The organism is Thauera sp., from assembly GCF_034003485.1.
Taxonomy (GTDB): domain Bacteria; phylum Pseudomonadota; class Gammaproteobacteria; order Burkholderiales; family Rhodocyclaceae; genus Thauera.
The window spans coordinates 90,842-117,367 of record NZ_JAVEYL010000007.1 but is presented as its reverse complement, the minus strand read 5'-3'; the positions used below and the strand labels follow the sequence as shown (position 1 = coordinate 117,367).

At 67.2% G+C, this 26,526-nt stretch carries 24 protein-coding genes; 9 read left to right on the top strand and 15 right to left on the bottom strand.

Going from position 1 to position 26,526, the window contains the following annotated elements; genetic code table 11:
• Window positions 1-14 precede the first annotated feature (14 nt).
• The 4 genes from RBT54_RS05690 to groES form a co-directional block, all read right to left on the bottom strand.
• Window positions 15-1,505, bottom strand: a complete 1,491-nt coding sequence (locus RBT54_RS05690) for a sensor histidine kinase (RefSeq protein WP_320365024.1) — start codon at window positions 1,503-1,505, stop codon at window positions 15-17.
• On the bottom strand, window positions 1,480-2,166 hold the full coding sequence (locus tag RBT54_RS05685; RefSeq protein WP_320365022.1) for a response regulator transcription factor: 687 nt from the start codon (window positions 2,164-2,166) through the stop codon (window positions 1,480-1,482). Before RBT54_RS05685 ends, RBT54_RS05690 begins: the two co-directional genes overlap by 26 nt.
• 390 nt (window positions 2,167-2,556) lie before the next feature.
• The gene (gene groL / locus RBT54_RS05680) at window positions 2,557-4,206 is read right to left on the bottom strand and encodes a chaperonin GroEL (protein ID WP_320365020.1); all 1,650 of its coding nucleotides are present in this window, start codon (window positions 4,204-4,206) and stop codon (window positions 2,557-2,559) included.
• A 52-nt stretch (window positions 4,207-4,258) separates the two neighbouring features.
• Window positions 4,259-4,549: a co-chaperone GroES gene (gene groES, locus RBT54_RS05675; RefSeq protein WP_004311482.1), complete on the bottom strand. Its 291-nt coding sequence runs from the start codon at window positions 4,547-4,549 to the stop codon at window positions 4,259-4,261.
• 172 nt (window positions 4,550-4,721) lie between these two features.
• Between groES and RBT54_RS05670 the strand changes: the two genes are divergently transcribed.
• Both RBT54_RS05670 and RBT54_RS05665 read left to right on the top strand, forming a co-directional pair.
• Window positions 4,722-5,924 (top strand): glycoside hydrolase family 2 TIM barrel-domain containing protein, encoded by a 1,203-nt coding sequence (locus tag RBT54_RS05670; protein ID WP_320365011.1) that lies wholly within the window; start codon window positions 4,722-4,724, stop codon window positions 5,922-5,924.
• 153 nt (window positions 5,925-6,077) lie between these two features.
• Window positions 6,078-6,407 (top strand): glycine zipper domain-containing protein, encoded by a 330-nt coding sequence (locus RBT54_RS05665; protein WP_320365009.1) that lies wholly within the window; start codon window positions 6,078-6,080, stop codon window positions 6,405-6,407.
• Between the two features lie 181 nt (window positions 6,408-6,588).
• On the opposite strand, the gene RBT54_RS05660 is transcribed toward RBT54_RS05665, so the two are convergent.
• Both RBT54_RS05660 and RBT54_RS05655 read right to left on the bottom strand, forming a co-directional pair.
• Window positions 6,589-8,328, bottom strand: coding sequence for an autotransporter assembly complex family protein (locus tag RBT54_RS05660; RefSeq protein ID WP_320365007.1), 1,740 nt, complete (start codon window positions 8,326-8,328; stop codon window positions 6,589-6,591).
• A gap of 29 nt (window positions 8,329-8,357) precedes the next feature.
• On the bottom strand, window positions 8,358-9,359 hold the full coding sequence (locus tag RBT54_RS05655; RefSeq protein ID WP_320365005.1) for a class 1 fructose-bisphosphatase: 1,002 nt from the start codon (window positions 9,357-9,359) through the stop codon (window positions 8,358-8,360).
• 226 nt (window positions 9,360-9,585) lie between these two features.
• Between RBT54_RS05655 and RBT54_RS05650 the strand changes: the two genes are divergently transcribed.
• Window positions 9,586-10,839: a D-amino acid dehydrogenase gene (locus RBT54_RS05650; protein ID WP_320365074.1), complete on the top strand. Its 1,254-nt coding sequence runs from the start codon at window positions 9,586-9,588 to the stop codon at window positions 10,837-10,839.
• Between the two features lie 14 nt (window positions 10,840-10,853).
• Here RBT54_RS05650 and RBT54_RS05645 read toward each other — a convergent pair whose 3' ends face one another.
• From RBT54_RS05645 to dnaX, 9 genes are all read right to left on the bottom strand, one after another.
• Window positions 10,854-11,357, bottom strand: coding sequence for a bacteriohemerythrin (locus tag RBT54_RS05645; RefSeq protein ID WP_320365003.1), 504 nt, complete (start codon window positions 11,355-11,357; stop codon window positions 10,854-10,856).
• 9 nt (window positions 11,358-11,366) lie between these two features.
• Window positions 11,367-11,837, bottom strand: coding sequence for a ClpXP protease specificity-enhancing factor (locus RBT54_RS05640; protein ID WP_320365001.1), 471 nt, complete (start codon window positions 11,835-11,837; stop codon window positions 11,367-11,369).
• Between the two features lie 64 nt (window positions 11,838-11,901).
• On the bottom strand, window positions 11,902-12,498 hold the full coding sequence (locus RBT54_RS05635) for a glutathione S-transferase N-terminal domain-containing protein (RefSeq protein WP_320364999.1): 597 nt from the start codon (window positions 12,496-12,498) through the stop codon (window positions 11,902-11,904).
• 108 nt (window positions 12,499-12,606) lie between these two features.
• Window positions 12,607-13,362, bottom strand: a complete 756-nt coding sequence (locus RBT54_RS05630) for a cytochrome c1 (RefSeq protein WP_320364997.1) — start codon at window positions 13,360-13,362, stop codon at window positions 12,607-12,609.
• Window positions 13,359-14,627 carry a cytochrome bc complex cytochrome b subunit gene (locus RBT54_RS05625; protein WP_320364995.1) on the bottom strand — a complete coding sequence of 423 codons (1,269 nt, stop codon included), beginning with the start codon at window positions 14,625-14,627 and terminating at the stop codon, window positions 13,359-13,361. The genes RBT54_RS05630 and RBT54_RS05625 overlap by 4 nt, the downstream gene beginning before the upstream one ends.
• Window positions 14,628-14,630: 3 nt before the next feature.
• On the bottom strand, window positions 14,631-15,224 hold the full coding sequence (gene petA / locus RBT54_RS05620) for a ubiquinol-cytochrome c reductase iron-sulfur subunit (RefSeq protein WP_320364993.1): 594 nt from the start codon (window positions 15,222-15,224) through the stop codon (window positions 14,631-14,633).
• 184 nt (window positions 15,225-15,408) lie between these two features.
• The gene (recR, locus tag RBT54_RS05615) at window positions 15,409-16,002 is read right to left on the bottom strand and encodes a recombination mediator RecR (RefSeq protein WP_320364991.1); all 594 of its coding nucleotides are present in this window, start codon (window positions 16,000-16,002) and stop codon (window positions 15,409-15,411) included.
• A gap of 13 nt (window positions 16,003-16,015) precedes the next feature.
• A complete protein-coding gene (locus RBT54_RS05610) occupies window positions 16,016-16,339 on the bottom strand; it encodes a YbaB/EbfC family nucleoid-associated protein (protein WP_320364989.1) in 324 nt (107 codons plus the stop codon).
• Window positions 16,340-16,445: 106 nt separating this feature from the next.
• A complete protein-coding gene (dnaX, locus tag RBT54_RS05605) occupies window positions 16,446-18,530 on the bottom strand; it encodes a DNA polymerase III subunit gamma/tau (protein WP_320364987.1) in 2,085 nt (694 codons plus the stop codon).
• 245 nt (window positions 18,531-18,775) lie between these two features.
• Between dnaX and RBT54_RS05600 the strand changes: the two genes are divergently transcribed.
• The 6 genes from RBT54_RS05600 (at window position 18,776) to RBT54_RS05575 (ending at window position 26,510) form a co-directional block, all read left to right on the top strand.
• Window positions 18,776-20,362 (top strand): acyl-CoA ligase (AMP-forming), exosortase A system-associated, encoded by a 1,587-nt coding sequence (locus tag RBT54_RS05600; protein ID WP_320364985.1) that lies wholly within the window; start codon window positions 18,776-18,778, stop codon window positions 20,360-20,362.
• A gap of 82 nt (window positions 20,363-20,444) precedes the next feature.
• The gene (locus RBT54_RS05595; RefSeq protein ID WP_320364983.1) at window positions 20,445-21,644 is read left to right on the top strand and encodes a hypothetical protein; all 1,200 of its coding nucleotides are present in this window, start codon (window positions 20,445-20,447) and stop codon (window positions 21,642-21,644) included.
• 284 nt (window positions 21,645-21,928) lie between these two features.
• Entirely contained in the window at window positions 21,929-23,662 is a 1,734-nt protein-coding gene (locus RBT54_RS05590; RefSeq protein WP_320365072.1) for an asparagine synthase C-terminal domain-containing protein, read from the top strand.
• A gap of 63 nt (window positions 23,663-23,725) precedes the next feature.
• Entirely contained in the window at window positions 23,726-24,046 is a 321-nt protein-coding gene (locus RBT54_RS05585) for a metal-sulfur cluster assembly factor (RefSeq protein ID WP_320364981.1), read from the top strand.
• Window positions 24,047-24,110: 64 nt separating this feature from the next.
• Window positions 24,111-25,217 (top strand): hypothetical protein, encoded by a 1,107-nt coding sequence (locus tag RBT54_RS05580; RefSeq protein WP_320364979.1) that lies wholly within the window; start codon window positions 24,111-24,113, stop codon window positions 25,215-25,217.
• A 51-nt stretch (window positions 25,218-25,268) separates the two neighbouring features.
• Window positions 25,269-26,510, top strand: a complete 1,242-nt coding sequence (locus RBT54_RS05575) for a pyridoxal-dependent decarboxylase, exosortase A system-associated (RefSeq protein WP_320364977.1) — start codon at window positions 25,269-25,271, stop codon at window positions 26,508-26,510.
• The last annotated feature ends 16 nt before the right edge of the window (window positions 26,511-26,526 follow it).

The window sequence follows — 26,526 nt, the reverse complement described above, 5'->3', positions numbered from 1 at the left end:
CATCGTCGATGCGCTCACTGCAGCGCGTCGTGATCTCCCTGCACCAGCGGCGGTGGCTGCAGGTGGCTGCGCGGGAAGACCACCCGCGCCAGGGTGCCCTGCCCGCCCGGATTGGCATCGAGCGTGACTGTAGCGCGATGCAGGTCGGCGATCTCACGCACGATCGGCAGGCCCAGCCCGGAGCCGTCGACGCCGCTGCCCAGCACGCGATAGAAGCGCTCGAACACCCGTTCGCGGTCGGCATCGGGAATGCCGGCCCCGGTGTCCTCGACCTCAAGGATGGGCGAGCCCGCGAAGCGCGTGCGCGCGGTGACGCTGCCGCCGCGCGGAGTGTATTTCACCGCATTGTCGACCAGATTCTTCACCATCTCGCGCAGCAGCACCGGGTTGCCCTCGACCAGCAGCTCTTGCTCACCACCTTCCACGCCGAGATCGATCTGCTTGGCCTGTGCGCGCGGAAACAGCTCGAGCGCCACCTCGCGGACCACGGCATCGAGGCTCACGGTCTCGACCACGTAAAGCTTCTCGAAGCTCGCCTCGGCACGGGCGAGCGACAGCAACTGGTTGATCAGGTGCGCGGCGCGGTCGGTGCTCTCCGCAATCCGCGTGAGCGACTCGCGCAACTGCTCGGGGTCGGTCTCGTGCATCGCCAGGTCGGTCTGCATCTTCAAGCCGGTGAGCGGCGTGCGCATCTGGTGCGCCGCGTCGGCGATGAAGCGCTGCTGGGCCTGCAGATTCTCTTCCAGGCGCGCCATCATGTCGTTGTAGGCGATGATCAGCGGGCGCACCTCTTCCGGCACGGTAGACGGCTCGACCTGCGAAAGGTCGGTGGGCCGGCGACGTCGGATCAGGCTCTGCAGCCGGTTGAGCGGAGCAATGCCGCGGCTCAGACCCACCCAAACCAGCACCACCGCGAGCGGGATGATGGCGAACTGCGGCAACAGCACCCCGGTGACCACGCGCGATGCCAGGTCGGTGCGCTTGTTGCGCGTCTCGGCGACCTGAACCAGAACGAGGGCGTCGGACACCTCCGGCGCCGGCCGCAGGTAACGGTAGGCGACGCGGACCTCCTCTCCGTGAATGAGCGCGTCGCGCAGCAGCACGTCCTCGCCGATCAGCGACACCGGCACGGGGGCCGACGGAATGTCGGCATCGCCGGTGATGGTCGCGCCCTTGTCGTCAGCCACCTGGTAATAGACCACGTCGTCCTGGTCGGCACGAAACAGCGCACGCGGCGGCGCCGGAAAATGCACCACGACCTGACCGTCTTCCACCGACACCAGGCGCGCCAGCGCACGCACGCTGTCGGCCAGCGCAAGATCGTAGGGCTGGTTGGCGATGTTGTCGGCGACGTTGTGGGTGACGATGATGGAGATCGGCCACAGGAACAGCAGGGGCGCGAGCATCCAGTCCAGGATCTCGCCGAACAGCGAATTCGGCGGGCCGGACTTGCGCGGCGGGTTGCCCCCCCGGTCGTTCTTAGGCTTTCGCCGCCGGGACAGCATCGGGGTTTTCCAGGCAGTACCCCAGGCCGCGCACGGTCACGATGCGCACGCCACTGTCCTCGAGCTTCTTGCGCAGGCGGTGGACGTAGACCTCGATCGCGTTGCTCGACACCTCCTCGCCCCAGCCGCACAGGTGGTCGACCAACTGATCCTTGCTCACCAGCCGCCCCACCCGCAACAGAAAGATCTCGAGCAGGCCGATCTCGCGCGCGGACAAGTCCACCAACTGGCCGCCAATCTTGACTACCCGGTCGGCCTGGTCGTAGCTCAACTGGCCGATCTCGATGCAGCGCGGCTGGCCCGTGCCGCGGCGAGTCAATGCCCTGACGCGCGCCTCCAGCTCGGGCAGCGCAAACGGCTTGGTGAGATAGTCGTCCGCGCCGGCATCGAGCCCGCGCACACGGTCGTCAACGCCGTCCTGCGCGGTGAGGATCAGCACCGGCTGGGCGGACTTGCGCGCGCGCAGGCGCTTGAGCACATCGATGCCGTTCATGCGCGGCAGGCCCAGATCGAGGATGAGCAGGTCATAAACCTGACTGGCCAGCGCCGCATCCGCTTCCATGCCATCGCCCACATGATCGACGGCGCACCCACCGCGCCGCAACGCGCGACATATGCCGTCCGCAATCACCGGGTCGTCTTCTGCCAACAAGATACGCATAGATTCCGGGCTGTAAGTTGGTTGTAAGCGGAGGTTTCGAGAATGACCTCGCTGTTCTCCTTTTGCTCGGTCTTCGGGAACGTTGACGCTCGCGCAGAAGCGTTCCGGGGAGTGCGTGCCCGATCAGGCGTGCGCGCTCCCCACCGACTTTTCTCCCCTGAAAACCGCTGGATTATCCCACGCTTCGGCGCCCTTCGTGCGGCTGGCCACGCCGTGGGAGCGAGCGCGCCCGCGAATCGGGCGATCGCGACCGCAGCATTCGCGGGCAAGCCCCACCAGGGAAAGCGCGGCGCTCGGCAGGGTGGTGAACGACAAACAGCCCCGAGCGGGGCTGTTTGTCTTGTTGCGAGCGAGCGGGACCCGCGAAGGCGTCCCGCAAGGCTGGGCGAATTACATGCCCATGCCCATGCCACCCATGCCGCCCATGCCACCCATGTCGGGCATGCCACCGGCCGGCTTGTCTTCGGCCAGTTCGCCGACCATGCAGTCGGTGGTCAGCATCAGGCCGGCGACAGACGCGGCGTTCTGCAGCGCGGTGCGGGTGACCTTGGTCGGGTCCAGCACGCCCATCTCGACCATGTCGCCGTACTCGCCGGTGGCGGCGTTGAAGCCGTAGTTGCCCGTACCTTCGACAACCTTGTTCACCACCACGCTCGGCTCGTCACCGGCGTTGGCGACGATCTCGCGCAGCGGCTGCTCCATCGCGCGCAGCACGATCTTGATGCCGGCGTCCTGGTCGTGGTTGTCGCCCTTGAGCTCGCCCAGTGCAGCACGCGCACGCAGCAGCGCAACACCACCGCCCGGGACGATGCCCTCTTCCACTGCAGCGCGGGTGGCGTGCAGGGCGTCTTCGACGCGGGCCTTCTTTTCCTTCATCTCGACTTCGGTGGCAGCACCGACCTTGATCACGGCAACGCCGCCGGCCAGCTTGGCCACGCGTTCCTGCAGCTTCTCGCGGTCGTAGTCGGAGGTGGCTTCCTCGATCTGCACGCGGATCTGCTTGACGCGGGCTTCGATGCGCTCGCCCTGGCCGGCGCCGTCGATGATGATGGTGTTTTCCTTGCCGACTTCGATGCGCGCAGCCTGGCCAAGATCCTCCAGGGTAGCCTTCTCGAGGGTCAGGCCGACTTCCTCGGCGATGACCTGGCCACCGGTGAGGATGGCGATGTCTTCGAGCATGGCCTTGCGACGGTCACCGAAGCCCGGGGCCTTGACGGCGCAGGTCTTGAGGATGCCGCGGATGTTGTTCACCACCAGGGTGGCGAGCGCTTCGCCTTCGACGTCCTCGGCGATGATCAGCAGCGGACGGCCCGACTTGGCGACTTGCTCGAGCACCGGCAGCAGGTCACGGATGTTGGAGATCTTCTTGTCGAACAGCAGGACGAAGGGCTGCTCGAGGATGGCAACCTGCTTCTCGGGGTTGTTGATGAAGTAGGGCGACAGGTAGCCGCGGTCGAACTGCATGCCTTCGACGACGTCGAGTTCGTTCTGCAGCGACTTGCCGTCCTCGACGGTGATCACGCCTTCCTTGCCGACCTTGTCCATGGCGCGGGCGATGATTTCACCGATGTCCGCGTCGGAGTTGGCGGAGATCGAGCCGACCTGGGCAATTTCCTTGTTGGTCGAGCACGGCTTGGACAGCTTCTTCAGCTCTTCGATGGTGGCGATGACGGCCTTGTCGATGCCGCGCTTGAGGTCCATCGGGTTCATGCCGGCGGCGACGAACTTCATGCCTTCGCGCACGATCGACTGCGCCAGCACGGTGGCGGTGGTGGTGCCGTCACCGGCGATGTCCGAGGTCTTGGAAGCGACTTCCTTGACCATCTGCGCGCCCATGTTCTCGAACTTGTCCTTCAGCTCGATTTCCTTGGCGACCGACACACCGTCCTTGGTCACGGTCGGGGCACCGAACGAGCGCTCGAGCACGACGTTGCGGCCCTTCGGGCCCAGGGTCACCTTGACCGCGTTGGCCAGGATGTTGATGCCAGCAACCATGCGCTCGCGCGCCGAATCACCAAACTTGACTTCTTTAGCAGCCATTCTTCAGAACTCCGGAATTGTTTCGATTAGCGGTGGGTGATGCGGGGGAGGCTCAGGCCTCGACCACGCCCATGATGTCTTCCTCGCGCATCACGAGGAGCTCGTCGCCTTCGACCTTCACGGTCTGGCCGGCGTACTTGCCGAACAGCACCTTGTCGCCCACCTTGACAGCCATCGGACGGACCTTGCCGTCGTCGAGGATCTTGCCATTGCCGACGGCCAGCACTTCGCCCTGATCGGGCTTTTCACCGGCGCTGTCGGGGATCACGATACCGCTGGCGGTCTTGCGTTCGGCTTCCAGACGCTTGACGATCACGCGATCGTGCAGGGGACGAATCTTCATCGAGTTCTCTCCTAACTAAGGTTCAACTGTTTGGGTTGATGAAACATGCGGAACGAGCCCGCAAAAAAGGAATCTGCAGTGACTTCGGACGGACTACAGTCCGTCGCTCGACGCTTGTTAGCACTCACTGCCAACGAGTGCTAATAATAGGGACGGGTTCCGGGGATTTCAAGTGCGCCATCTGTTAACTTTTTTCTTCGCCGTGCTGGTGCTGGGCGCAGTCACCCCGCAAGCAGCCGCTACCGCCACGAAATGGCAGGGCGCGGCCTTCGAGGGTGACCGCGCGAGCCTCGCCCGCCTGGCCGCCGCCGGCGCAAAGGTCGTGCGCGTTTATCGCCAGTCCGATGCCTGGGTGCTGGACGAAGCGCAGCGCCTCGGCATCAAGGTGCTGATGGGGCTGTGGGTCGAGCATCCGCGCCACGGCTTCGACTACACCGACGCAAAGGCGGTTCAGGCACAGGAGGCGGCCCTGCTCGAGTTCGTCGCCCGTCACCGCACACACCCCGCACTGCTCGCCTGGGGCGTCGGCAACGAAATCGAGACCGGCGCCGCCGACCCGCTGCCGCTGTGGCGCGAGGTCGATCGCCTCGCCGGCCGCATCAAGCAGCTCGACACCGCGCATCCGACCGTGATGGTGGTAGCCGACACCGGCATGGACGCCTTCCGCACCCTGGCCGGCTGCTGCCCGAACGTCGACCTGCTCGGCATCAACGTTTACGCGGGTGCGGTGTTCGACCTGCCGCAGCGCCTGCGCGACGCCGGCATCACCAAGCCGGTGGTGATCGCCGAACTCGGCCCGCTCGGCCAGTGGCAGGCCGGTCGTAAACCGTGGGGTGCGCCGGTGGAGCTCACCAGCACCGAGAAGGCACGCTTCTTCACCGAAGCGCTGGCCTTCCTAAAGGATCAACCGCAGATCCGCGGTGCCCTCCCCTTCCTGTGGGGCGCCAAGCAGGAACAGACCGCCACCTGGCACGGCCTGCTGCTCGCCGACGGCAGCGCCACCGCGATGAGCGACGCACTTGCTGCTGCATGGGGACGACCGGTCGCGGCGCCAGCCCCGCTGGTCCGCGGCATCGGCATCGGCGCAGACGAATTCGCCGCGGGCGCGGAGATCTCCGCCGGCATCGACGCCGCCGCCCACGACGGCACGCCACTCACGACCGAGTGGGCGGTGTTCGCCGAAGCCACCGACCTGCGCAAGGGCGGCGACGCGGAGGCGCCACCGGCGCGCATCGACGTGCGTGTGCTGCATGCGGACGCCGCCACCATGCGCTTCGTCGCCCCCGCACAGCCCGGCGCCTATCGCCTCTTCATCACCACGCGCGACCGCGGCGGCAAGGCCGCGACTGCAAACCTGCCGTTTCGGGTGCGCTGATCGCCCAGGCCGAACTGACGCTGACGGGAAAGTACGCGAGCCGACCTGCTCGCCAGCCCCCGAGGACAACATCCGCTGACAAGTCGAGTTCGACAGCCGCGTGCGCGCACGCTTAAGATCCGTGCCATCCAAAAAGAACGGAATCCCGCACACATGAAAACCCGACTCCTCGCTCCCGCCCTCCTTGTTCTCTCCCTCGCCGCAAGCGCATACGCCGGTGGCTCAACCGCAATCGGCGGCGCCGTCGGTGGCGCGGCGGGCGCCGTGATCGGCGAAGCCGTTGGCGGTCGCGAGGGCGCGATCATCGGTGGCGCACTGGGTGGCGGCGTCGGCGCGGCAGCCGGCTACGACAACGAACGCGATGGTCGTCGCGTCCGCGATGGCAGGCGCTACGAGGAGCGCGGCGACTACTACGAAGACGACCGCCGCCATCGCGGAAGCGACTTCTGCCCGCCGGGCCAGGCCAAGAAGGGCCGCTGCTGAAGCTTCTCGCGCGCGGATTGAACATCTGGTGCCTGGCCGCGCGCATGGGCGGCTGGAGACGGGCATTCGCGGGCAAGCCTGCTCTCACAAACCCCCTTCAGTAAACCGCCACCCCGGACCGCCACCCCAGGCCACTATCCAACACCGCTCCGCAAGGCGTAGCCCCCGCGGCGCGGCCGGCTCAGAACGCGATCGCCACCCCGAAGTGGAGCCGCAAGCTGCGCTCCTGATGCCCCCAGGCGAGATCGATCGCGAGCGGCCCTGCCGGGCTGCGCCAGCGCGCACCCACGCCATAACCCACGCGCAGATCGAAGTCCTCGCGCGTATCGGTCGCGTCGCCGGCATCGACGAACACCGCGGTTCCCCACTGCGGCTTGAACCAATGCACGTACTCCGCGCTGGCGGTCGCGAGGTAACGCCCACCCACGGTGGCGTCGCCGTCCTTCACCCCCAGGCTCAGATAGTCGTACCCGCGCACCGACTGCGCGCCGCCGGTACGGAACAGGAAGGCCTGCGGAATTCCGTCGCGGCTCTCGGCCAGCGTGACGCCCGCCTCGCCGCGCACGATGAAGACGTCGCTGCCGCGCACCTGCTGATAGCGCACGAAGCGCGAATACAGGCGCAGGAAGTCCTGCTCGGCCAGCGCGATCTCCGGCCCACCGCCGACCTGGAATTCGAGCAGATAACCATCGGTGGGATCGAGCAGGTCGTTGACCGCGCGCTTGATCCACGTCCAGTTGGCGGTCAGCGTATTGCTCGTACGCGACTCGCCGCCTGCGGGCTCGATCTTCTCGTGCTGCAAGCGCAGCGCAAGCTGGGTCTCGATGTCGCCGCGCACCGTGGTGCGCGTGGCGCCCACGGCCTGCGAATCCACCTTCAGCCCTTCGAGATCGCTGCTTTCGGCGAGCGCCCCGAAGCTGTCGCGATGCTTGCCGCGCGGCGGCAGGAACACGTCGGCATACAGCGCCTGGCGCCGCTGCTCCACGCGCAGCCCGGTGGAAAACTCCCAGCCGCGCTTGCGCAGGTTCGAATCACGGTAGGTGAGCTCGACCCGCGCCCCGGTGTTGGTGGAAAAGCCCGCACCCACGCCGGCATAGCGCGGTAGCGCCTCGGTCACCTGCACCCGCACCGGCACCGCTGCCGCGAGCGCAGGGTCGCGCTCGATGTCGACGATCACCGAGCCGAAGTGCGGCGTGTTCTGCAAGTGGGTCTGGAAGGCGAGCAGCTCCTCACGGTCGTACGGCGAGCCCGGCTTCAGCTGGCTGTAGCGCTGGACGAGGTCGGCGGGCAGATATTCGATGCCCTCGACCTCGAGCTCACCCAGGTAGAAGGCCGGGCCGCTGTCGATGCGCATCTTCAGCCGTGCCTGCGCGGTCTCGGGGTCGATCTCGGCACGACTCTCGGCGATCCGGGCGGCCGCGTATGTGCGCGCACTCACCGTGTCGAGCAGCGCCCCCTTGGCGCCATCCCATGCGGACTGCCGGAACGGCTGCCCGACCGGGAGCCCCCAACTGGCACGCAGCAGTTCGAGGTAGGCCTGCCCGCCTTCGCCGCTGACGGCCAGATCGCCGGTGAAGGCGATGTCGACCGCTGCGATCACGGTACGCGGTCCAGGCTCCACCTCCAGCACCCAGTTGGCGGGGTCGTCCCGGTTGAAACGGATGCGCGGCGAAAAATAGCCTTCGGTGGCGAGCAGGTCGGCGATCTCGCGCCGGGCGCGCCGGGTCATTGCTGCACGATCGGCCTGCTGCTCCGGCAACTGCAATCCGTCGCGCTTGAGCAGGCGGACATGTTCCTCGAGCACCGGCCGCACCACATCCGGCGCTTCGAGACGGACCGTCAGCCGCTCCTGGCCGGCAGCCGGGGTGGCTGCAAGCGCCAGACCCAGCACCAGCACCGCACCAAGCCGGCGACCGCGCATGGACCGATCAGCCAGACCGCGCACGGATCTCAGGCGCCCTCGTGGTAACCAACCACGCGCTCAACTTCGTTCTTCGAGCCGAGGATCACCGGCACGCGCTGGTGCAGTTGCGTCGGTTGCACGTCGAGGATGCGCTCGCGCCCGGTGGACGCCGCACCGCCGGCCTGCTCGACCAGCATCGCCATCGGGTTGGCTTCGTACATCAGGCGCAGCTTGCCGCCCTTGTCACGGCACTTCTCGTCCATCGGGTACATGAAGATGCCGCCACGGGTAAGCACACGATGCACGTCAGCAACCATCGATGCCACCCAGCGCATGTTGTACTCCTTGCCCAGCGGACCGCTCTCGCCCAGCGTCATCTCGTCGACGTAACGCTTGACCGGCGGCTCCCAGTAGCGCGCGTTCGAGGCGTTGATCGCATACTCGTGCGTGTCGGCCGGGATGGTCATGAAGGGCTGGGTATAGATGAAGCTGCCCATCTCGCGATCCAGCGTGAAGCCGTGTACGCCCTTGCCGACCGTCAGCACGAACTGGGTCGAAGGTCCATACACCGCATATCCGGCGGCGACCTGCTCGCGCCCCGGCTGCAGGAAGTCGTCTTCGGTCGGCTCGGTGTGGTCGGGCGGATTACGCAACACCGAGAAGATGGTGCCCACCGAGATGTTCACATCGATGTTCGACGAGCCGTCGAGCGGATCGAACAGCAGCAGGAAGCCGCCCTTGGGATAGTCGAACGGAATCTGGTGAACCGTCTCGACCTCTTCCGAAGCCATCGCTGCGAGGTGGCCGCCCCACTCGTTGGCCTGCAGCAGGATCTCGTTGGCGATGACGTCGAGCTTCTTCTGCGCCTCGCCCTGCACGTTGTCGGTGCCGGCCTCGCCGAGCACCCCTGCGAGCGCACCCTTGGAGATGTTGACGCTGATCGCCTTCACCGCGCGCGCGACGACTTCGATCAGCAGGCGAAGCTCGGGATTGATGCGCCCGGCGCGCTGCTGCTCGATCAGGAACTGGGTTAGGGTGACTCGGCGCATTGGCAACTCCACGAAGACGTACAAGACGGACAGGCGCGAATTATCGCGGTTCCAGGCCACAAGCGCACGGACAAAAGTGCATCGACGGCGTCAACCCGGCGCGGCCCCGTGGTGTATCGACGCCGCACCAAGGGGTATCATCGACGCCGATCACGGCCATGCCGTCCACCGGCGCCATTCCTTGCACCCGCACACCCTCATCGCGCAACACCCGCGCACGCACGTCATGGTTCTCGGCGCCGGCCTGTCCGGCGTGACGACGGCGTGGTATCTCCAGCAGGCCGGTTTCCACGTCAGCCTGGTCGACCGCCAGCCCGAGGCCGCGCGCGAGACCAGCTTCGCCAACGGCGGACAGATCTCGATCAGCCATCCCGAGCCGTGGGCCAACCCCGGCGCGCCATGGCAGATTCTGCGCTGGCTCGGACGCGACGATGCCCCACTCAAGTTCCGACCCACACGCGACCCGGCGCAGTGGCTCTGGGGGGCGCGCTTCCTGCTCGAGTGCCTGCCGGCGCGCGCCCAGCGCAACACGCGCGCGGTCGCGGCGCTCGCCACCTGGAGTGGGCGCCAACTGCGCGAGCTGCGCGCGCGACTGGGGCTCGAGTATGACCAACTCGAGCGCGGCATTCTTCACCTGTTCTACAGCGCAGCCGAGTTCGCGCATGCGCCCGAGCGCGCGCGCGCGCTCAAAGCTTTCGGCATCGAGGCACGCCTGTGCAACAGGGACGCCTGCGTGGAGATCGAGCCCGCGCTCGCCGCGCAGGCTGCGACGCTGGCCGGCGGGATCTACGCCCCCGGAGACGAGTCGGGCGATGCCTTCCGGTTCACGCAGGCGCTCGCCGCCCATGTCGCCGCGCAAGGTGCAACGCTGCACTGGGATCGTGAGATCGTGCGTCTGCTCACCGCAAACAACAGCGATGACATCGTCGGCATGGAGGTACGGAGCGCCGATGGCCAGCTCGAAACCCTGCGCGCCGACGCCTACGTCGTCTGTCTGGGCAGCTACGGGCCGCGCCTGCTCTCGGCCCTGGGCGAGCGTCTGCCGATCTATCCGGTGAAGGGGTATTCAATCACCGCCCCGGTCGCCGACCCGGCGCGAGCCCCGAGCGTTAGCCTGACCGACGAGTCGCGTCGGATCGTGTGCTCGCGGCTCGGATCACGGCTGCGCATCGCAGGCACTGCCGAACTGAACGGCTTCGATACCCATGTCCGCCCGGAACGCATCGCCGGCATCCTGGCGTGGGCGCAAAACCGCTTCCCCGGGGCGATCGACATCGACCGCGCGGAACACTGGGCAGGATTGCGCCCCGCCACGCCGGGCAACGTCCCGCTGATCGGGCGTGGCCGCCGGACCAACCTGTGGTTCAACACCGGCCACGGCACGCTGGGGTGGACGCTGTCCTGCGGCTCGGCCGCGGCGCTGGCCGAGCTGATGTGCGGGCGTCGCCCCCCGGTGGACTTTCCCTTCCTCGCCGCCTGAGAGACGGCGCGGGCTCAGGCGGCGCCGGTCGCGGCTGCCGTGCTGGCCTCTTCGGGTGTATTCATGCTCGCACAGGCACAGCCCGCCCCACGCTGCTCACCGTCAGCCAGGGGCTTGAGCGCACCCTGCTCGACATCGAAACCGATCGAAGACAGATGGAAAGCGAGCGCAGCGTCCATGCCGTTCACGTGGTTCTCGAACCAGGCAGGCAGCTCCTCGATCAACCGACGACCGAGGAACATGTCGCCTCTTTCGACGCGCTTGCGGATGTCGTGCATGACGGCCAGCACGCGATCGTGCTCGCCACGGTGGCAGCCGGGAAAATCGACCGCCGCCATCCAACCGTTCTCGAGGTCGAAATGCGCCACGGTGTGCGCGATCAGGCGATCGAACGCGGGCAGGAAATCCTCGGGCGCTGCCGAGGCGACCGCGTTGTAGCACTCGACGAACTCGCGGTGCGTCTCGTCCATCTGCGCCAGGTTGTTCTCGAGCGCAGCGTTCCAGGTCAGGCTGGGCATTGGTGTTCCTTATTTGACGACCTTGAGGTGGCTGCCACGCGGCGGACGGGGCGGCGCATCAGCGGGCGCCTGCTCCTGGCGCCGTGCTGCGTCCGCTTCGGCCACGTCCTCGGCCCCTGCCGCATCCGCGTCCTCAACGAGTGACACATCGGCCTCCTCGCCGGCCTCGAGCGCGGGCTCGAAGGCCATGCCCTGCCCGTTCTCGCGCGCATAGATGGCGATCACGTTGGCAACGGGAATCACCAGCGAATGCGCCACGCCACCGAAGCGGGCCTGGAAGCTGATGTACTCGTTCTCCATCTGCAACTGGCCGGTCGCATCGGCCGCCAGGTTCAACACGATCTGGCCGTCACGGGCATAGCCGGGCGGTATGCGGGTGTTCTCGTCCACCAGGGCAGCGAGGTAGGGCGTGAAACCCTGATCCACACACCACTCCCAGATGGCACGCAGAAGGTAAGGCTTGGTCGAGACAGTGCTCATCGGGTCTCCGGCGGCCGTGCCGCAGCCCTTCGGGCGGCGCACGGCGTGGTTGCGATCGGGCGGGTCAGCGCCGCATGACCTTTTCGGAAGGGGTCAGCGCGTCGATGAAACCCTGACGGCTGAAGATGCGCTCGGCGTACTTCATCAGCGGAGCGGCGGCCTTGGGCAGTTCGATGCCGTAGTGCTCGAGACGCCACAGCAGCGGCGCGATCGCGACGTCGAGCATCGAGAACTCTTCGCCGAGCATGTATTTCTGCTTGGTGAACACCGGCGCGAGCTGGGTGAGGTGGTCGCGCACGTGAGTACGGACCTTGTCGACACCCTTCTGCGCAGCCTCGAGCGCCTCGAGGTGAGTGAACAACTCCTGCTCGAAGGTGTGCAGCAACTGGCGGGCACGGGCACGCATGATCGGGTCGGGCGGCATCAGTTGCGGATGCGGGAAGCGCTCGTCGATGTACTCGTTGATGATGTTGGCCTCGTACAGCACGAGGTCGCGGTCGACGAGCACCGGCACGCGGTTGTAAGGGTTGATGATCGCGATGTCTTCGGGCTTGTTGTAGAGATCGACGTCGATGACTTCGAAATCCATGCCCTTTTCGAACAACACGATCCGACAACGGTGACTGAAGGGGTCGGTCGTGCCCGAATAGAGGTTCATCATGGTGTTGCGACTCCGGAATTCAAAAGCAAAAGCGCACCACGCGTTTGTCGCGTGGTGCGTCTGGGTCAGGACCGCCCTAACCGGCCCGCGGGGCCGTGGCGACTGGGATCAATGAATGTCCTTCCAGTAGTTCTTCTTCAGCGCATAAGCGAGCACGAACATGCCGGCGAGGAAGATCAGCACGACGGTGCCGATCGACTTGCGCTTTTCGGCCACCGGCTCGCCCATCCAGACCAGGAACGACACCAGATCGGCGACCGCCTTGTCGTACTCGGCAGGCGCCAGCGTACCGGGCTTGGCGAGCGACAGTTCGATCGTCTTCGAGCCGTCCGCGTTATCGGTGACCTTGGCCGCCTGCTCGCCCTGGAGCTGCCAGAACACGTGCGGCATGCCGACGTTCGGGAAGATCACGTTGTTCCAGCCCGTGGGACGCTCGGTGTCGCGGTAGAACTGGCGCATATAGGTGTACAGCCAGTCGGCACCGCTACCGTCGCCCGAAGCGCGCTGGCGCGCGATCAGGGTCAGATCGGGGGGCGCAGCGCCGAACCACGCCTTCGACTCTGCCGGACGCGCCGAGATCTTCATCAGGTCGCCGACACGCTCGCCGGTGAACATCAGGTTGTCGCGGATCTCCTGCTCCGAAAGACCGAGATTGGTGAGCTGGTTGTAGCGCATGAAGCTCGCGCTATGGCAGCCCAGGCAGTAGTTCACGAACAACTTGGCACCGTGCTGCAGGGCAGCCGGATCAGTGCTGACCGGCGCCTTGTCGAGCTGTACAGAGGCCGCCGCCGCCATCGCCACCGCCGGCGCGAACAGCAGCACCGCCGCCGCCCGCTTGATCAGGTTGATTAGACGCTTGTTCATTTGAAATTCACCCTTTCCGGTTCGGGTTTGCACTTGTCAAGCTTGCTGTACCAGGGCATCAGCAGGAAGAAGGCGAAATACAGCACCGAGCAGATCTGCGAAACCAGCGTGCGACCCGGGGTCGGAGCCAGCACACCCAGGTAACCGAGGATGAAGAAGCAGATCAGGAAGATGACCAGCGCGATCTTGAAGATCGGACCCTTGTAGCGGATCGACTTCACCGGGCTGCGGTCCAGCCACGGCAGGAAGGCGATGATCACCACCGAAGCGCCCATGGCCACCACGCCCCAGAACTTCGCGTCGAGACCGAACAGCGGGTAGGTCACCGCGCGCAGGATCGAGTAGAAGGGCGTGAAGTACCACACCGGCGCAATGTGCGGCGGGGTCACCATCGGGTTGGCCGGGATGAAGTTGTTGTACTCGAGGAAGTAGCCGCCACCTTCAGGCATGAAGAACACGACCGCGCTGAAGAAGAACAGGAAGACCACGACACCGACGATGTCCTTCACCGTGTAGTACGGATGGAAGGGGATACCGTCGAGCGGGATGCCGCGCGCATCTTTCTTCTTCTTGATCTCGACACCGTCGGGGTTGTTCGAGCCGACTTCGTGCAGCGCGACGATGTGCGCGAGCACCAGGCCGATCAGCACCAGCGGCACGGCGATGACGTGGAAGGCGAAGAAGCGGTTCAGCGTGGCGTCGCCGATGACGAAGTCACCGCGGATCACGAGCGAGAGGTCCGGCCCGATGATCGGGATCGCCGAGAACAGGTTCACGATCACCTGCGCGCCCCAGTACGACATCTGTCCCCACGGCAGCAGGTAGCCCATGAAGGCCTCTGCCATCAGCGCCAGGAAGATCAGCGTACCGAACACCCAGATCAGCTCGCGTGGCTTGCGATACGAACCGTAGAGCAGGCCACGGAACATGTGCAGGTACACCACGACGAAGAAGGCCGATGCACCGGTCGAGTGCAGGTAGCGGATCAGCCAGCCACCCGGCACTTCGCGCATGATGTACTCGACGCTGGCGAACGCCACCGGGATGCCGGAGGCGTTGAGCGAGGCGTCCGGCTTGTAGTGCATGACCAGGAAGATGCCGGTCAGGATCTGGATCACCAGCACCATCAGCGCCAGGGAGCCGAAGAAGTACCAGAAGTTGAAGTTCTTCGGGGCGTAGTACTCGGTGAGGTGCCCCTTGATGGACGACGTGAGCGGGAAACGCTCGTCGATCCAGTTCAGTACAGCCTGGGATTTCGTGGTCATCGCTTATGCCTTCCCGTCTTCGCCAACAAGGATCGTGGTGTCCGCGAGGTAGTGGTGCGGCGGAATCTCGAGGTTGTCCGGCGCGGGCATGCTGCTGTACACGCGACCAGCCAGGTCGAAAAGCGAACCGTGGCAGGGACAGAGGAAGCCGCCGGGCCAGTCCGCACCCATGCCGCTCTCGGTGCCCATCTTGAACTTCTCGGACGGCGAGCAACCCAGGTGGGTACAGATGCCGACGGCAACGAGGAATTCCGGATTGATCGACCGGTGCTTGTTCTTGGCGTATTCCGGCTGCATCGGCTTGTCGGACGCCGGATCGCTGACCTTGTCTTCGGTCTTGTCGAGCGACGCCAGCATCTCGGGCGTACGACGCAGGATCCACACGGGCTTGCCGCGCCACTCCACCGTCATCATCTCGCCCGGTGCGAGCTTGCTCACATCCGCTTCTACCGGTGCACCGGCTGCCTTGGCGCGCTCGGACGGCGTCAGGCTGGCAACAAACGGCACCGCGGTCGCCACTGCGGCCACGCCGCCAGCGGCGGACGTTGCCAGCAGCAGTGTTCGGCGGCTGCTGTCCATCTTTTGATCAACGCTCATGACCCTCTTCCCAAAATGGAAAACGAAAGACCTGGATACAAATAACTGCCTGATTATATCGAAGACGCTGCAGCAGAGAAAGCGCAAACCGCGCATCTCCAGCAGGAACAAGGCTTTCCGCACGAAAACAGACGCTGGTCAGGGCGATCGGAATCGTCGCATTTTTGCAACGCAACATCGGGGCTCAGACAGATCGCCGCTCGACCAAAGCCTGCGCGATGGTGCCGGTATCGGTGTGCTCGAGCTCGCCACCGACCGGCACGCCGCGGGAGAGCCGGCTGACCTTCACACCCCGCGCCGAAAGCAGGGTGGCCACGGTATGCGCGGTAGCCTCGCCCTCGTTGGTGAAGTTGGTCGCGAGGATCACCTCGCGCACGCCCTCCTCGGTGGCGCGCGCGATCAGCTTGTCGAGCCGCAGTTCGCGCGGACCGATGCCGTCCAGCGGCGACAGCCGGCCCATGAGCACGTAATAGAGCCCGTTGTAGGACTGCGTCTGCTCGATCATCGCCAGATCGGCCGGCATTTCGACCACGCACAGCAGCGCAGGATCACGCCGCGGGTTGGCGCAGCGCTGGCAGACGGCTTCCTCGGCAAACGTGTTGCAACGCTCGCAGTGGCGCAGGACCTCGAGCGCATGCGTGAGCGCATGACCAAGCCGCGCCGCGCCGCGCTGATCGCGCTGAAGCAGGTGGTAGGCCATGCGCTGGGCCGACTTCGGCCCCACGCCGGGCAGGCAGCGCAAGGCCTCGATCAACTCATCGAGACTGGAGGGCGACATCGTGGCGGGGCGCTCAGAACGGCATCTTCATGCCCGGCGGCAGGTTCAGCCCGGCGGTCACGCCCGCCATCTTCTCCTGGGTCGCGGCCTCGACCTTGCGCACGGCGTCGTTGAGCGCCGCAGCGACCAGGTCCTCGAGCATTTCCTTGTCGTCCATCACCGACGCGTCGATCGACACGCGACGCACGTCGTACTTGCAGGTCATCTGCACCTTGACCATGCCCGCGCCGGACTGGCCCTCGACCTCGACCGAGGCGAGCTGGTCCTGCATCTTCTTCATGTTTTCCTGCATCTGCTGGGCCTGCTTCATCAGGCCGGCGATACCGCCTTTCATCATGGTGATTTCTCCAGTAAGTCGATTGTGGAAGGAATAGGGATCACAAGGGCTCGCACGCAGGTGCGCAAGCAACCCCGTCGGTGACGGCGGCCGCGAACCGGCGGGATTACAAAGGTTTCACCGTGCTCTCGACGAGCGTGGCGTCGAAACGTTCGATCAACTCACGCACGAAGGGGTCGGCCTCCAGCGCCGCCACCGCCTCGGCGTGGCGCGCGCGGCGTTCGATCGCATCGCGCTGGGCCGGCGTCTCGCTGGCGATATCGCCGACCTCGATGCGCACCTTCAACGGCCGCCCGAGCGCCGTCGAAAGCTGATCCTGGATGCGTTCGGCCGCGCCGCGGTTCATGTCGAGCAGGTGGCGGTGCGCGACCGACAGGCGCAACTGCAGCCCGTCATCGCCGCACTCGACCCATTCGCAATGCTGCGCCAGCTCGCGCACCAGCCCGCCGAACCCGAGGGCACGGATGAGGCCGCGCCAGTCGCCCAGCGCGAGCAACACGCTCGCGTCGCCACTGGCCCCAGTGGATGCGGACGCCGCAGGATCCTCAGCTGGCACGGGCGCAACCAGCGGCGCGCGCGTCCACGACTCGCTGGCCGGGCGCGATGACAGCTCGGGCTCCGGGGCGGGCACGCGCTCGCTCCGCGAGGGTCGCCCGTCGTCATCGGCATACGCCTCCGCCGGCAAGTCCTCCCACGGCGGCACATCGTGCTCGACCGCAGCCGCCGGCCCGGACGCCCGGCTGGGCGCAGCGGGGCGCCCATCCACGGGGGATTGCGCGCGAGCCGGCGAAGGCTCGGGACGCGTCTGCGCCGGCTCGGGATTCGCGGGCAAGCCCGCTCCCACGGAAGGCGCGGCGGATGCGGAGGGCGGTGCGGGATTCGCGGGCAAGCCCGCTCCCACGGAAGGCGCGGGCGGTGCGGGAGTCGGCGCGGAAACGGCCGGCGGCGCCGACACCTCCGGAGCAGCTGCGGCACCTCGCCCCGTGGGAGCGGGCTTGCCCGCGAACGAGCCCTGCCCCGTTCCCTGCCCCGTTCCCTGCCCGGCCCCGATCTCCCGCGCACGCCCCGCCGGCCCCGGCTGCACCCCCGGCCCACCAAGCGCCGCCGGCTGCTCGGGCCGGAACGCATGCAGGCGCAGCAGCGTCATCGTGAAACCGGTGTATTCGTCCGGCGCCAGCGGCAGCTCGTCCCGACCATGAATCGCGATCTGGTAGGCAAGCTGCAGGAACTCCGCATCGAAGCGCTCGACGTAGCCGAGGATGCGCGCGCGCTCCACCTCGTCGCCGATCGCCTCCGGCGCGTACTGCGCGAGCGCGATCCGGTGCACCAGCGTCGCCAGCGCCTGCAGCGCGGCATCGAAGGACAGGCTCCTCGCCTCCATGGCGTCAGCCACCGCGAGCAGCGCCGGCACATCGCCCGCGGCGAGCGCGTCGAGCACCGCATACAGATGGTCGTCGCCCACCGTACCCAGCATGTGGGTGACCTGCTCCTCCTCGAGCTTGCCCGCGCCGTGCGCGATCGCCTGGTCGAGCAGCGACAGCGCGTCGCGCATCGACCCCGCCGCCGCCTTCGCCAGGTGGCGCAGCGCGCCCGGCTCGAAGGCCACGCCTTCGGCCTGCAGGATCTGCGACAGGTGGTCGACGATGCGCCCCTGCGGCATCTGCTTGAGGTTGAACTGCAGGCAGCGCGACAGCACCGTCACCGGGATCTTCTGCGGGTCGGTGGTGGCGAGGATGAATTTCACATGCTCCGGCGGCTCTTCCAGCGTCTTCAGCATCGCGTTGAACGCATGCCCGGTGAGCATGTGCACTTCGTCGATCATGAAGACCTTGAAGCGCCCCTGCACCGGCGCATACGCCGCCTTGTCGAGCAGCGCCGCCATGTCCTCGACACCGCGATTCGACGCTGCGTCCATCTCGACGTAATCGGGAAAGCGGTCGGCGTCGATCGCGCGGCAGGCGCTGCACGCGTTGCAGGGCTCGGGCGTGATGCCGGTCTCGCAGTTGAGCGCCTTGGCCAGGATGCGGCTGATCGTGGTCTTGCCCACGCCGCGCGTGCCGGTAAACAGCCAGGCGTGATGCAGCCGCCCGGTGGCGAGCGCGTGCGTCAGAGCACGCACGACGTGCTCCTGACCGACCAGCGTGCCGAAGGACTTCGGCCGCCACTTGCGTGCGAGGACCTGATAGCTCATGGCGGGCGATTCTAGCAGAGCAAGGAGACGGGCTCGGGAGCTTGTTCGCCGCATGGGCAGGGCGAAGCGCGGCGAAAAATACGGCGCCGCGCGCTCGCGCGCCCCTCCGACGGCCCATGAGTCACAAATCGACGTGCACTGCGTCATTGTGATTGCCAGGCTGCGGCGCTACCCTTCGAACAGATATCGTTCATGGCCGTTTCGCCCCGGGGCGGAGCGGCCATTTTCAACAGGATCCGGTCCGCATGAACCACACCACCCTGCTCCACCACCTGATCACCGCTTCGGCCCAACGCAATCCCGACGCCCCCGCACTGACCTTCTCGGGCGCCACCCAAAGCTACGCCGAGCTCGACGCCGCCATCGCGCGCTTTGCCGCCGGCCTCGCTGGCCTGGGCCTCGAGCGCAGCGAGCGCGTCGCGATCTACCTCGACAAGCGCCCCGAGACCGTCACCGCCTTCTTCGGCACCAGCGCGGCGGGCGGCGTGTTCGTGCCGGTCAACCCGATCCTCAAGGCCGAGCAGGTCGGCTACATCCTGCAGGACTGCAACGTGCGCGTGCTGGTGACCTCGCCCGAGCGCTTCGCCACCCTGCGCGACACCCTTGCCACCTGCCACGACCTGCGCCACGTTGTGCTCACCGGCAAGGTCGATACGCTGCCCGAGCTCCCCGGCGCCAGCGTCGTGCGCTGGGACGCGCTGTGCGCCGCGCCGCCGGCAATCGGCCACCGCATCATCGACACCGACATGGCGGCCATCCTGTATACGTCCGGCAGCACCGGCCGGCCCAAGGGCGTGGTGCTGTCGCATCGCAACATGGTCGCCGGCGGCAAGAGCGTCGCCCAGTATCTGGAAAACAACGCCGGTGACACCCTGCTCGCCGCGCTGCCGCTGTCCTTCGACGCCGGCTTCTCGCAGCTCACCACCGCCTTTCATGCCGGCGCGCGCGTGGTGCTGCTCAACTACCTGATGCCGCGCGACGTGCTCAAGGCCGTCGAAAAGGAAAAGGTCACCGGCCTCACCGCCGTGCCGCCGCTGTGGATCCAGCTCTCGCAACTGCAGTGGCCCGAGACCGTCACCGAGCACCTGCGCTACATCGCCAACACCGGCGGGCGCATGCCGCTCGAAACATTGACGACCCTGCGCGCCATGCTGCCCAAGACCAAGCCCTTCCTGATGTACGGCCTCACCGAAGCCTTCCGCGCCACCTACCTGCCGCCGCCACAGGCCGACGTCCGCCCCGACTCCATCGGCAAGGCCATCCCCAACGCCGAGGTCATGGTGCTGCGCGAGGACGGCAGCGAATGCGCGCCCAACGAGCCGGGCGAGCTTGTGCAGCGCGGCGCGCTGGTCGCCATGGGCTACTGGAACGACCCCGACAAGACCGCCGAGCGCTTCAAGCCCCTGCCCGCCAAGTCCCCCGGCCGTCAGAGCGGGCTGGTGCTGCCCGAGATCGCGGTATTCTCGGGCGACACCGTGCGCCGCGACGAGGAAGGCTACCTGTACTTCATCGGCCGCCGCGACGAGATGATCAAGACCTCGGGCTACCGCGTCAGCCCCACCGAAGTGGAAGAGATCCTCTACGCCACCAAGCTGGTCGGCGAGTGCGCCGCCTTCGGTGTCGCCCACGACACGCTCGGCCACAGCATCGTCGTCATCGCCACGGCGCCGGCCGGCGGCACGCTCGACACCGCGGCGCTGCACGCCGAATGCCGCACCCGCATGCCGGCCTACATGGTACCCGGGCGCATCGAGGTGCGCGACGGCCCGCTGCCGCGCAACCCCAATGGCAAGATCGACCGCAAGACGCTGGCAAGCGAACTCGGAGACTGACGTGACTTTCGCGGGCAAGCCCGCTCCCACAGCAACCGCTGGCGCCAGCCCCCCTGTGGGAGCGACCGCCGTGGGAGCGGGCTTGCCCGCGAATACCGCAAATCGGCGCGCCACGACAGCAGGCAAGTCGGCAAGGTACGTCGCGACCGCAGTACTTGCAGCGATCGCCTGCACCTCCACCCACGCCGACACCCTGCGCGTCGGCCCCGGTGAGACCTTCACCCGCATCGCCGACGCCGCCAAGGCTGCCAAGGATGGCGACATCGTCGAGATCCTCCCGGGCGAATACCGCGGCGATGTCGCGACCTGGCGCCAGAAGAAGTTGCTGATCCGTGGCATCGGCGAACGCCCGGTGCTGATCGCCGACGGCAAGATCGAGCAGGGCAAGGCGATCTGGGTGATCGCCAACGGCGACATCCTCATCGACAACATCGAGTTCCGCGGCGCGCGCGCCGCCGACCACAACGGCGCCGGCATTCGCTTCGAGCGCGGCCGACTGGAGGTGCGCAACAGCGTCTTCATCGACAACCAGACCGGCATCCTCGCCGCCAATTTCGATGACGCCGAACTGATCGTCCGCGACAGCCTGTTTGCCCAGGCCCCCCAGCAGATGCAGTCGCTGCCGCACCTGCTGTACGTGGGCCGCATCGCCCGCTTCGAGGTCAGCGGCAGTCGCTTCCACCAGGGCTATCGCGGCCATCTGCTCAAGTCGCGCGCGCGCTACAACGACATCCGCTACAACCTCCTCTACGACGGCCCCCAGGGCGAGGCCTCCTACGAACTCGACCTGCCCAACGGCGGACTCGCCTTCGTGGTCGGCAACATCATCGGCCAGAGTGCCGCCACCCAGAACCCGACCATCGTCGCCTACGGCGCCGAGGGCAATGCCTGGCCCGAAAGTGCGCTCTACCTCGCCCACAACACCCTGCTCAGCGACCGCCACACCGGCACCCTGTTCCTGCGCACCTGGGCCGACCGCCTGCCGGCGGACGCCGAGATCGTCGGCATCAATAATCTCAGTGTCGGTCTCGGCAGCCTCACGCTGATCAACGGTGGCGACTACCGCGGCAATGTACCGCTGCCCCCCGGCACACTGCAGGACCCGGACACGCTCGACTTCCGCCCGCTCGGCGCCAGCTTGCTGCGTCATTTCACCTCGGCCGCAGGCGAGGCGCGTGGTGTGTCGCTGCAGCCGGAGGCTGAATTCGCCCTGCCGATCGGCACCCGGCCGCTCACCCCACCTGAAGCATGGCTGCCAGGCGCCGTGCAGCTAGGGTACTGAGCGGCGCCCCCCAACACAGGTGACACCGACAAAGGCGACACTGTGGGAGCGGGCTTGCCCGCGAAAAATGTTCGCCTGATCGTCGCATTCGCGGGCAAGCCCGCTCCCACGGTCATCCGGGCCACCGCGCGCCACAGTTCACTGACAATCCGCGCAGCATGGGGCATCATCCGGGCGGTTCAATGCAATACGGCCCCGAACGGTGGCCGATGGAGAAGATGGTGCGCGAACGATTCTGTGGAGTTCTCGGCACGCCCGACGCGGCGGCTTCCCTTCCCGGCCAGATGGCGCGGCTGCAGTTTCCTGCCGGCGCGCTGGCCTACCAGCCCGAGGTGACATCCTTCCAGGAGGGCGGCCGCATCTGCATCGCGCTGGGCCGGCCGCGCTTTCACGACGACGCCCTGCAGCAAATCAATACCGCGCAAGGCCCCGCGGCCGCCTGGGCGCAGGCCTTTGCGCGCTTCGGCGACGAGGCCGTGCAGCAGGCCGCCGGCCGCTTCTGCGTGGTCACGCTGGCCGACGACGGCCGCGAAGCCGTGCTCGCCACCGACCGCTTCGGCACCTGGCCGATCTGCTATGCCGAGCGCGACGGCCGGCTGCACTTCTCCGACCGCGCCGACACCGTGCCTGGCATCGCGCGCAAGATCGCCCCGCAGGCGGTGTTCGAATACCTCTTCTTCCACATGATCCCGGCGCCGACGACCGTTTTCGACGGCGTCGTGCGCCTGCCCCACGGCCATCTGCTCAAGTGGCAGGGCGGCAAAGCCGAATGCCGGCGCTGGTGGAATCCGCAGTTCGACGAACAAGGCAGCCCCAGCTTCGACGAAGCCAAAGCCCGCTTCCTGCAGATCATCGAGGACGGCGTGCGGCGCGAGGTCGACGGCACCAGCGTGGGCTGCTTCCTGTCCGGCGGCACCGACAGCTCCACCGTCACCGGCATGCTGTGCAGGGTGCTCGGCCAGCCCGCACGCGCTTACTCCATCGGCTTCGACGCCAGCGGCTACGACGAGATGGAGTACGCCCGCCTCGCCGCCAAACGCTTCGGCGCCGACCACCGCGAGTACTACGTCACCCCCGCCGACCTGGTCGACGGCATCCCCAAGGTCGCCACCCACTACGACCAGCCCTTCGGCAACTCGTCGGCGCTGCCGGGCTGGATCTGCGCCACGCGGGCGCGAGAGGACGGCGTCGAGCGCATCCTCGCCGGCGACGGCGGCGACGAGCTCTTCGGCGGCAACAGCCGCTACGCCAAGCAGCGCGTGTTCGGCTGGTACGACGGCGTGCCCGGCGTGTTGCGCCGCGGCCTGCTCGAACCGGCGCTGGCGCTCCCCGGCATGGACCGCATCCCGGTCACGCGCAAGGGCCAGAGCTACGTCGAGCAGGCGCGCGTGCCCATGCCCGACCGCATCCACATGTACAACATGCTGGTGCGCCTGGGCATGGAGAACGTGTTCGAGCCCGACTTCCTCGCCCGCGTCGACACCGGCCGCCCGAACGTCGAGCAGCGCGAAGTGTGGAAGGCGACCAACGCGCGCTCGCACATCAACCTGATGCTCAACTACGACTGGAAATACACCCTCGCCGACAACGACCTGCCCAAGGTCATCGGCACCACCGGCCTCGCCGGGGTGGAGGTGGCCTTTCCGCTGCTGTCGGACGAGCTCACCGACTTTTCCACCACGCTGCCGCCCGACTGGAAACTCAAGCGCCTGACCCTGCGCTGGTTCTTCAAGGAAGCGCTGCGCGGCTTCCTGCCCGACGAGATCATCGCCAAGAAGAAGCACGGCTTCGGCCTGCCCTTCGGCGTGTGGGCCTGCCAGCACCCCGGCCTCAAGGCGCTGGCCGCTGACGCGCTCGGCAGCTTCCGCAACCGCGGCATCGTCCGCCCGGGCTTCATCGACGAACTGCTCTCGGTGCACCTCCCCGCCCACCCGGGCTACTACGGCGAGATGGTCTGGATCCTGATGATGATGGAGTTCTGGATGCGCGAACATTTCGATGGAGTCGGACTCGACTGATCCGCGTCATTGAACTCAGCCACCGCCCGCCCACAAAGGCGGCTGACGACAAGGAAGCCCTCCATGAGCACCCTCCCCACCCCCGACCCCGACGCCATCCGCCATGCCCTGCGCCGCGTGATCGATCCCGAAGTCGGCGTGAACATCGTCGACCTCGGTCTCATCTACAAGATCGAAAGCAAGCCCGGTGAGCTCTACGTCGAGATGACGATGACCTCGCCCGCCTGCCCGCTCGCCGACATGATCCTCGACGACATCGACAGCGTGCTCGACCCGCTGGTGCCGCCCGAGGTGGAGATTCGCGTCGAGATCGTCTGGGACCCGCCGTGGACCCCGGACAAGATGGCGCCCGAGGCGCGCGAGCACTTCGGCTGGAAGAAATGAGCCCCCGCCGCATCGCGCCGATCATTCCTGCGCAGCGGCAGCGCATCCGCCGCGGCGGCTGGCGATGAACACCCTGCCCCCGCTCGCCCGCGTGCCGCTGCTGGTGCTCGGGCTCGCCTCGCTCGTCACCGGCGTGCTCGCCGGGCTCGCGCGCGTGGGCGTGAGCGTGCCGGACTTCGGTGCCATGCAGGCCGGCACTCACGCCGCGCTGATGATCTGCGCGTTCTTCGGCACGGTGATCAGCCTGGAGCGCGCGGTTGCCCTCGGCGGCCTGTGGCCCTTCCTCGGGCCGGCACTCGCGGGCGGCGGCGGCGTGCTGTTGCTGCTCGGTGGGCCGCTCGGGGTGGCGCAGAGCCTGTTCGTGCTCGCGTCCGCCGTGTTGCTGGGCGGCAGCCTCGTCGTCACCAGGAAGCAGATGGCACTCTTCACCGTCATGCTCGCGGTGGGTGCGGGCTGCTGGCTTGCGGGCAACCTGGTCTGGATCGGCACCGGCAACCTGCACGCCGCGATCCCCTTCTGGCTCGCCTTCCTCGTGCTGACCATTGCCGGCGAACGGCTGGAGCTCACCCGCTTTTTGCCCGCACGGCCCGCAGCAGCCCCAAGCTTCGTCGCCATAAGCAGTGTGATCCTCGCCGGCGCGCTGCTCGCGCCCTTCGCCGAAACGCTCGGCCTGGTGATCTTCGCCGCAGGGCTGCTCGCCCTCGCCGTCTGGCTGCTCGCCTTCGACATCGCCCGCCACACCGCCGGCCAGCACGGTCTCACCCGCTTCATCGGCATCTGCCTGCTCACCGGTTATGTCTGGCTCGGTGCCGGCGCGCTCGCCGGGCTCGCGGGCGGCTTCAGTCCGGCCAGCCCGCTGCACGACACCGCGATGCACGCAGTCGCCCTCGGTTTCGTGTTCGCAATGGTGTTCGGTCACGCCGCCATCATCTTCCCGGCCGTGCTCAAGGTGAAGATCCCGTATCACCCCTTCTTCTACGTGCCCCTGGCCCTGCTCCACCTGTCGCTCGCGCTGCGCGTGTTCGGCGGCCTGGCCGACCATCTCGCGCTGCGCCAATGGGGCGCACTCGCGAACGCCGCCACGCTCGCCGTGTTCATCGCCACCATGATCGCCAGCGTCATCCGCGGCAGCCGCCAGCCCGCCCGCCGCAGCGGACGCCGCACGACGTAAGCGGTGTAGCCGGTACAATCCCGCCCGACCCGCAAACCCTCCGAGCCCGCCATGACCGAGACCCGCCAGCCCCCCATCCACACCCCGATGTCGCAGTTTCGCAGCGAAGGCGGCGAGCTGCTCGTCAATGGCCAGCCGATCAGCCGCATTGCGGCGCGGGTGGGGCACACGCCCTTCTATGCGTATGACCGCAGCCTGCTCGACGCGCGCGTCGCACAGTTACGGGCCGCGCTGCCAAAGGAGATCAAGCTGCACTACGCGATGAAGGCCAACCCGATGCCGGCTCTGGTGTGCCACATGGCGCGCCTGGTCGATGGCATCGACGTAGCCTCGGCGGGCGAGCTGCTGGTCGCACTGGACGCGGGCGCCGATCCGCAGGAAGTCAGCTTCGCCGGCCCCGGTAAGACCGAGGCCGAGCTGCACCAGGCGGTGGCCGCCGGGATCCTGATCAACGTCGAATCCTTCCGCGAGGTGCCGATCCTGGCTGCGGCGCAGCAGACGCTCGGGCTGCCGGCGCGGGTGGCGGTGCGCGTCAATCCGGATTTCGAGCTCAAGTCCTCGGGCATGAAGATGGGCGGCGGGCCCAAGCAGTTTGGTGTCGATGCCGAACAGGTGCCCGAGTTGCTCGCCGAGGTCGGCCGCGCCGGGCTCGCGTTCGAGGGCTTTCACCTCTTCGCGGGCTCGCAGAACCTCAAGCCCGAATCGATCGTCGAGGCCCAGCAAAAGAGCTTCGCCCTTGCCTGCCGGCTGGCCGAACACGCGCCCGCGCCGGTCAAGTTCCTCAACCTCGGTGGCGGCTTCGGCATCCCCTATTTCCCGGGCGAACAGCCGCTCGACCTCGCCCCCATCGGCGCCAACCTCGCCGACATCGTCGAACAGGCCAAGGCCGCGCTACCCCAGGCCGAGATCGTCATCGAGCTCGGCCGCTATTTCGTCGGCGAAGCGGGGCTGTACGTGGCCAAGGTGCTCGACAAGAAAGTCTCGCGCGGGCTCACCTACCTGGTCACCGATGGCGGCCTGCACCACCACCTGTCGGCATCGGGCAACTTCGGCCAGGTCATTCGCAAGAACTACCCGGCCGCCATCGCCAACCGCATGGACACCAGCGCAATGGAAACGGTCTCGGTCGTCGGCCCGCTGTGCACCCCGCTCGACCTCCTCGCCGACCGCATGACCCTGCCCGCCGCCGAGCCGGGCGACCTGGTGGCGATCTACCAGTCCGGCGCCTATGGGGCTACGGCCAGCCCGCAGCGCTTTCTGGGTCATCCGGGTGTTGTGGAAGTGCTGATCTGACCGAAGGAACGATCAG

What these genes read in the sequence shown, in the direction of transcription:
- RBT54_RS05690 (WP_320365024.1), bottom strand. Translation starts at nt 1,505, where the DNA reads ATGCTGTCCCGGCGGCGAAAGCCTAAGAACGACCGGGGGGGCAACCCG.
- RBT54_RS05685 (WP_320365022.1), bottom strand. Translation starts at nt 2,166, where the DNA reads ATGCGTATCTTGTTGGCAGAAGACGACCCGGTGATTGCGGACGGCATA.
- groL (WP_320365020.1), bottom strand. Translation starts at nt 4,206, where the DNA reads ATGGCTGCTAAAGAAGTCAAGTTTGGTGATTCGGCGCGCGAGCGCATG.
- groES (WP_004311482.1), bottom strand. Translation starts at nt 4,549, where the DNA reads ATGAAGATTCGTCCCCTGCACGATCGCGTGATCGTCAAGCGTCTGGAA.
- RBT54_RS05665 (WP_320365009.1), top strand. Translation starts at nt 6,078, where the DNA reads ATGAAAACCCGACTCCTCGCTCCCGCCCTCCTTGTTCTCTCCCTCGCC.
- RBT54_RS05660 (WP_320365007.1), bottom strand. Translation starts at nt 8,328, where the DNA reads ATGCGCGGTCGCCGGCTTGGTGCGGTGCTGGTGCTGGGTCTGGCGCTT.
- RBT54_RS05655 (WP_320365005.1), bottom strand. Translation starts at nt 9,359, where the DNA reads ATGCGCCGAGTCACCCTAACCCAGTTCCTGATCGAGCAGCAGCGCGCC.
- RBT54_RS05650 (WP_320365074.1), top strand. Translation starts at nt 9,586, where the DNA reads ATGGTTCTCGGCGCCGGCCTGTCCGGCGTGACGACGGCGTGGTATCTC.
- RBT54_RS05645 (WP_320365003.1), bottom strand. Translation starts at nt 11,357, where the DNA reads ATGCCCAGCCTGACCTGGAACGCTGCGCTCGAGAACAACCTGGCGCAG.
- RBT54_RS05640 (WP_320365001.1), bottom strand. Translation starts at nt 11,837, where the DNA reads ATGAGCACTGTCTCGACCAAGCCTTACCTTCTGCGTGCCATCTGGGAG.
- RBT54_RS05635 (WP_320364999.1), bottom strand. Translation starts at nt 12,498, where the DNA reads ATGATGAACCTCTATTCGGGCACGACCGACCCCTTCAGTCACCGTTGT.
- RBT54_RS05630 (WP_320364997.1), bottom strand. Translation starts at nt 13,362, where the DNA reads ATGAACAAGCGTCTAATCAACCTGATCAAGCGGGCGGCGGCGGTGCTG.
- RBT54_RS05625 (WP_320364995.1), bottom strand. Translation starts at nt 14,627, where the DNA reads ATGACCACGAAATCCCAGGCTGTACTGAACTGGATCGACGAGCGTTTC.
- petA (WP_320364993.1), bottom strand. Translation starts at nt 15,224, where the DNA reads ATGAGCGTTGATCAAAAGATGGACAGCAGCCGCCGAACACTGCTGCTG.
- recR (WP_320364991.1), bottom strand. Translation starts at nt 16,002, where the DNA reads ATGTCGCCCTCCAGTCTCGATGAGTTGATCGAGGCCTTGCGCTGCCTG.
- RBT54_RS05610 (WP_320364989.1), bottom strand. Translation starts at nt 16,339, where the DNA reads ATGATGAAAGGCGGTATCGCCGGCCTGATGAAGCAGGCCCAGCAGATG.
- dnaX (WP_320364987.1), bottom strand. Translation starts at nt 18,530, where the DNA reads ATGAGCTATCAGGTCCTCGCACGCAAGTGGCGGCCGAAGTCCTTCGGC.
- RBT54_RS05600 (WP_320364985.1), top strand. Translation starts at nt 18,776, where the DNA reads ATGAACCACACCACCCTGCTCCACCACCTGATCACCGCTTCGGCCCAA.
- RBT54_RS05590 (WP_320365072.1), top strand. Translation starts at nt 21,929, where the DNA reads ATGGCGCGGCTGCAGTTTCCTGCCGGCGCGCTGGCCTACCAGCCCGAG.
- RBT54_RS05585 (WP_320364981.1), top strand. Translation starts at nt 23,726, where the DNA reads ATGAGCACCCTCCCCACCCCCGACCCCGACGCCATCCGCCATGCCCTG.
- RBT54_RS05580 (WP_320364979.1), top strand. Translation starts at nt 24,111, where the DNA reads ATGAACACCCTGCCCCCGCTCGCCCGCGTGCCGCTGCTGGTGCTCGGG.
- RBT54_RS05575 (WP_320364977.1), top strand. Translation starts at nt 25,269, where the DNA reads ATGACCGAGACCCGCCAGCCCCCCATCCACACCCCGATGTCGCAGTTT.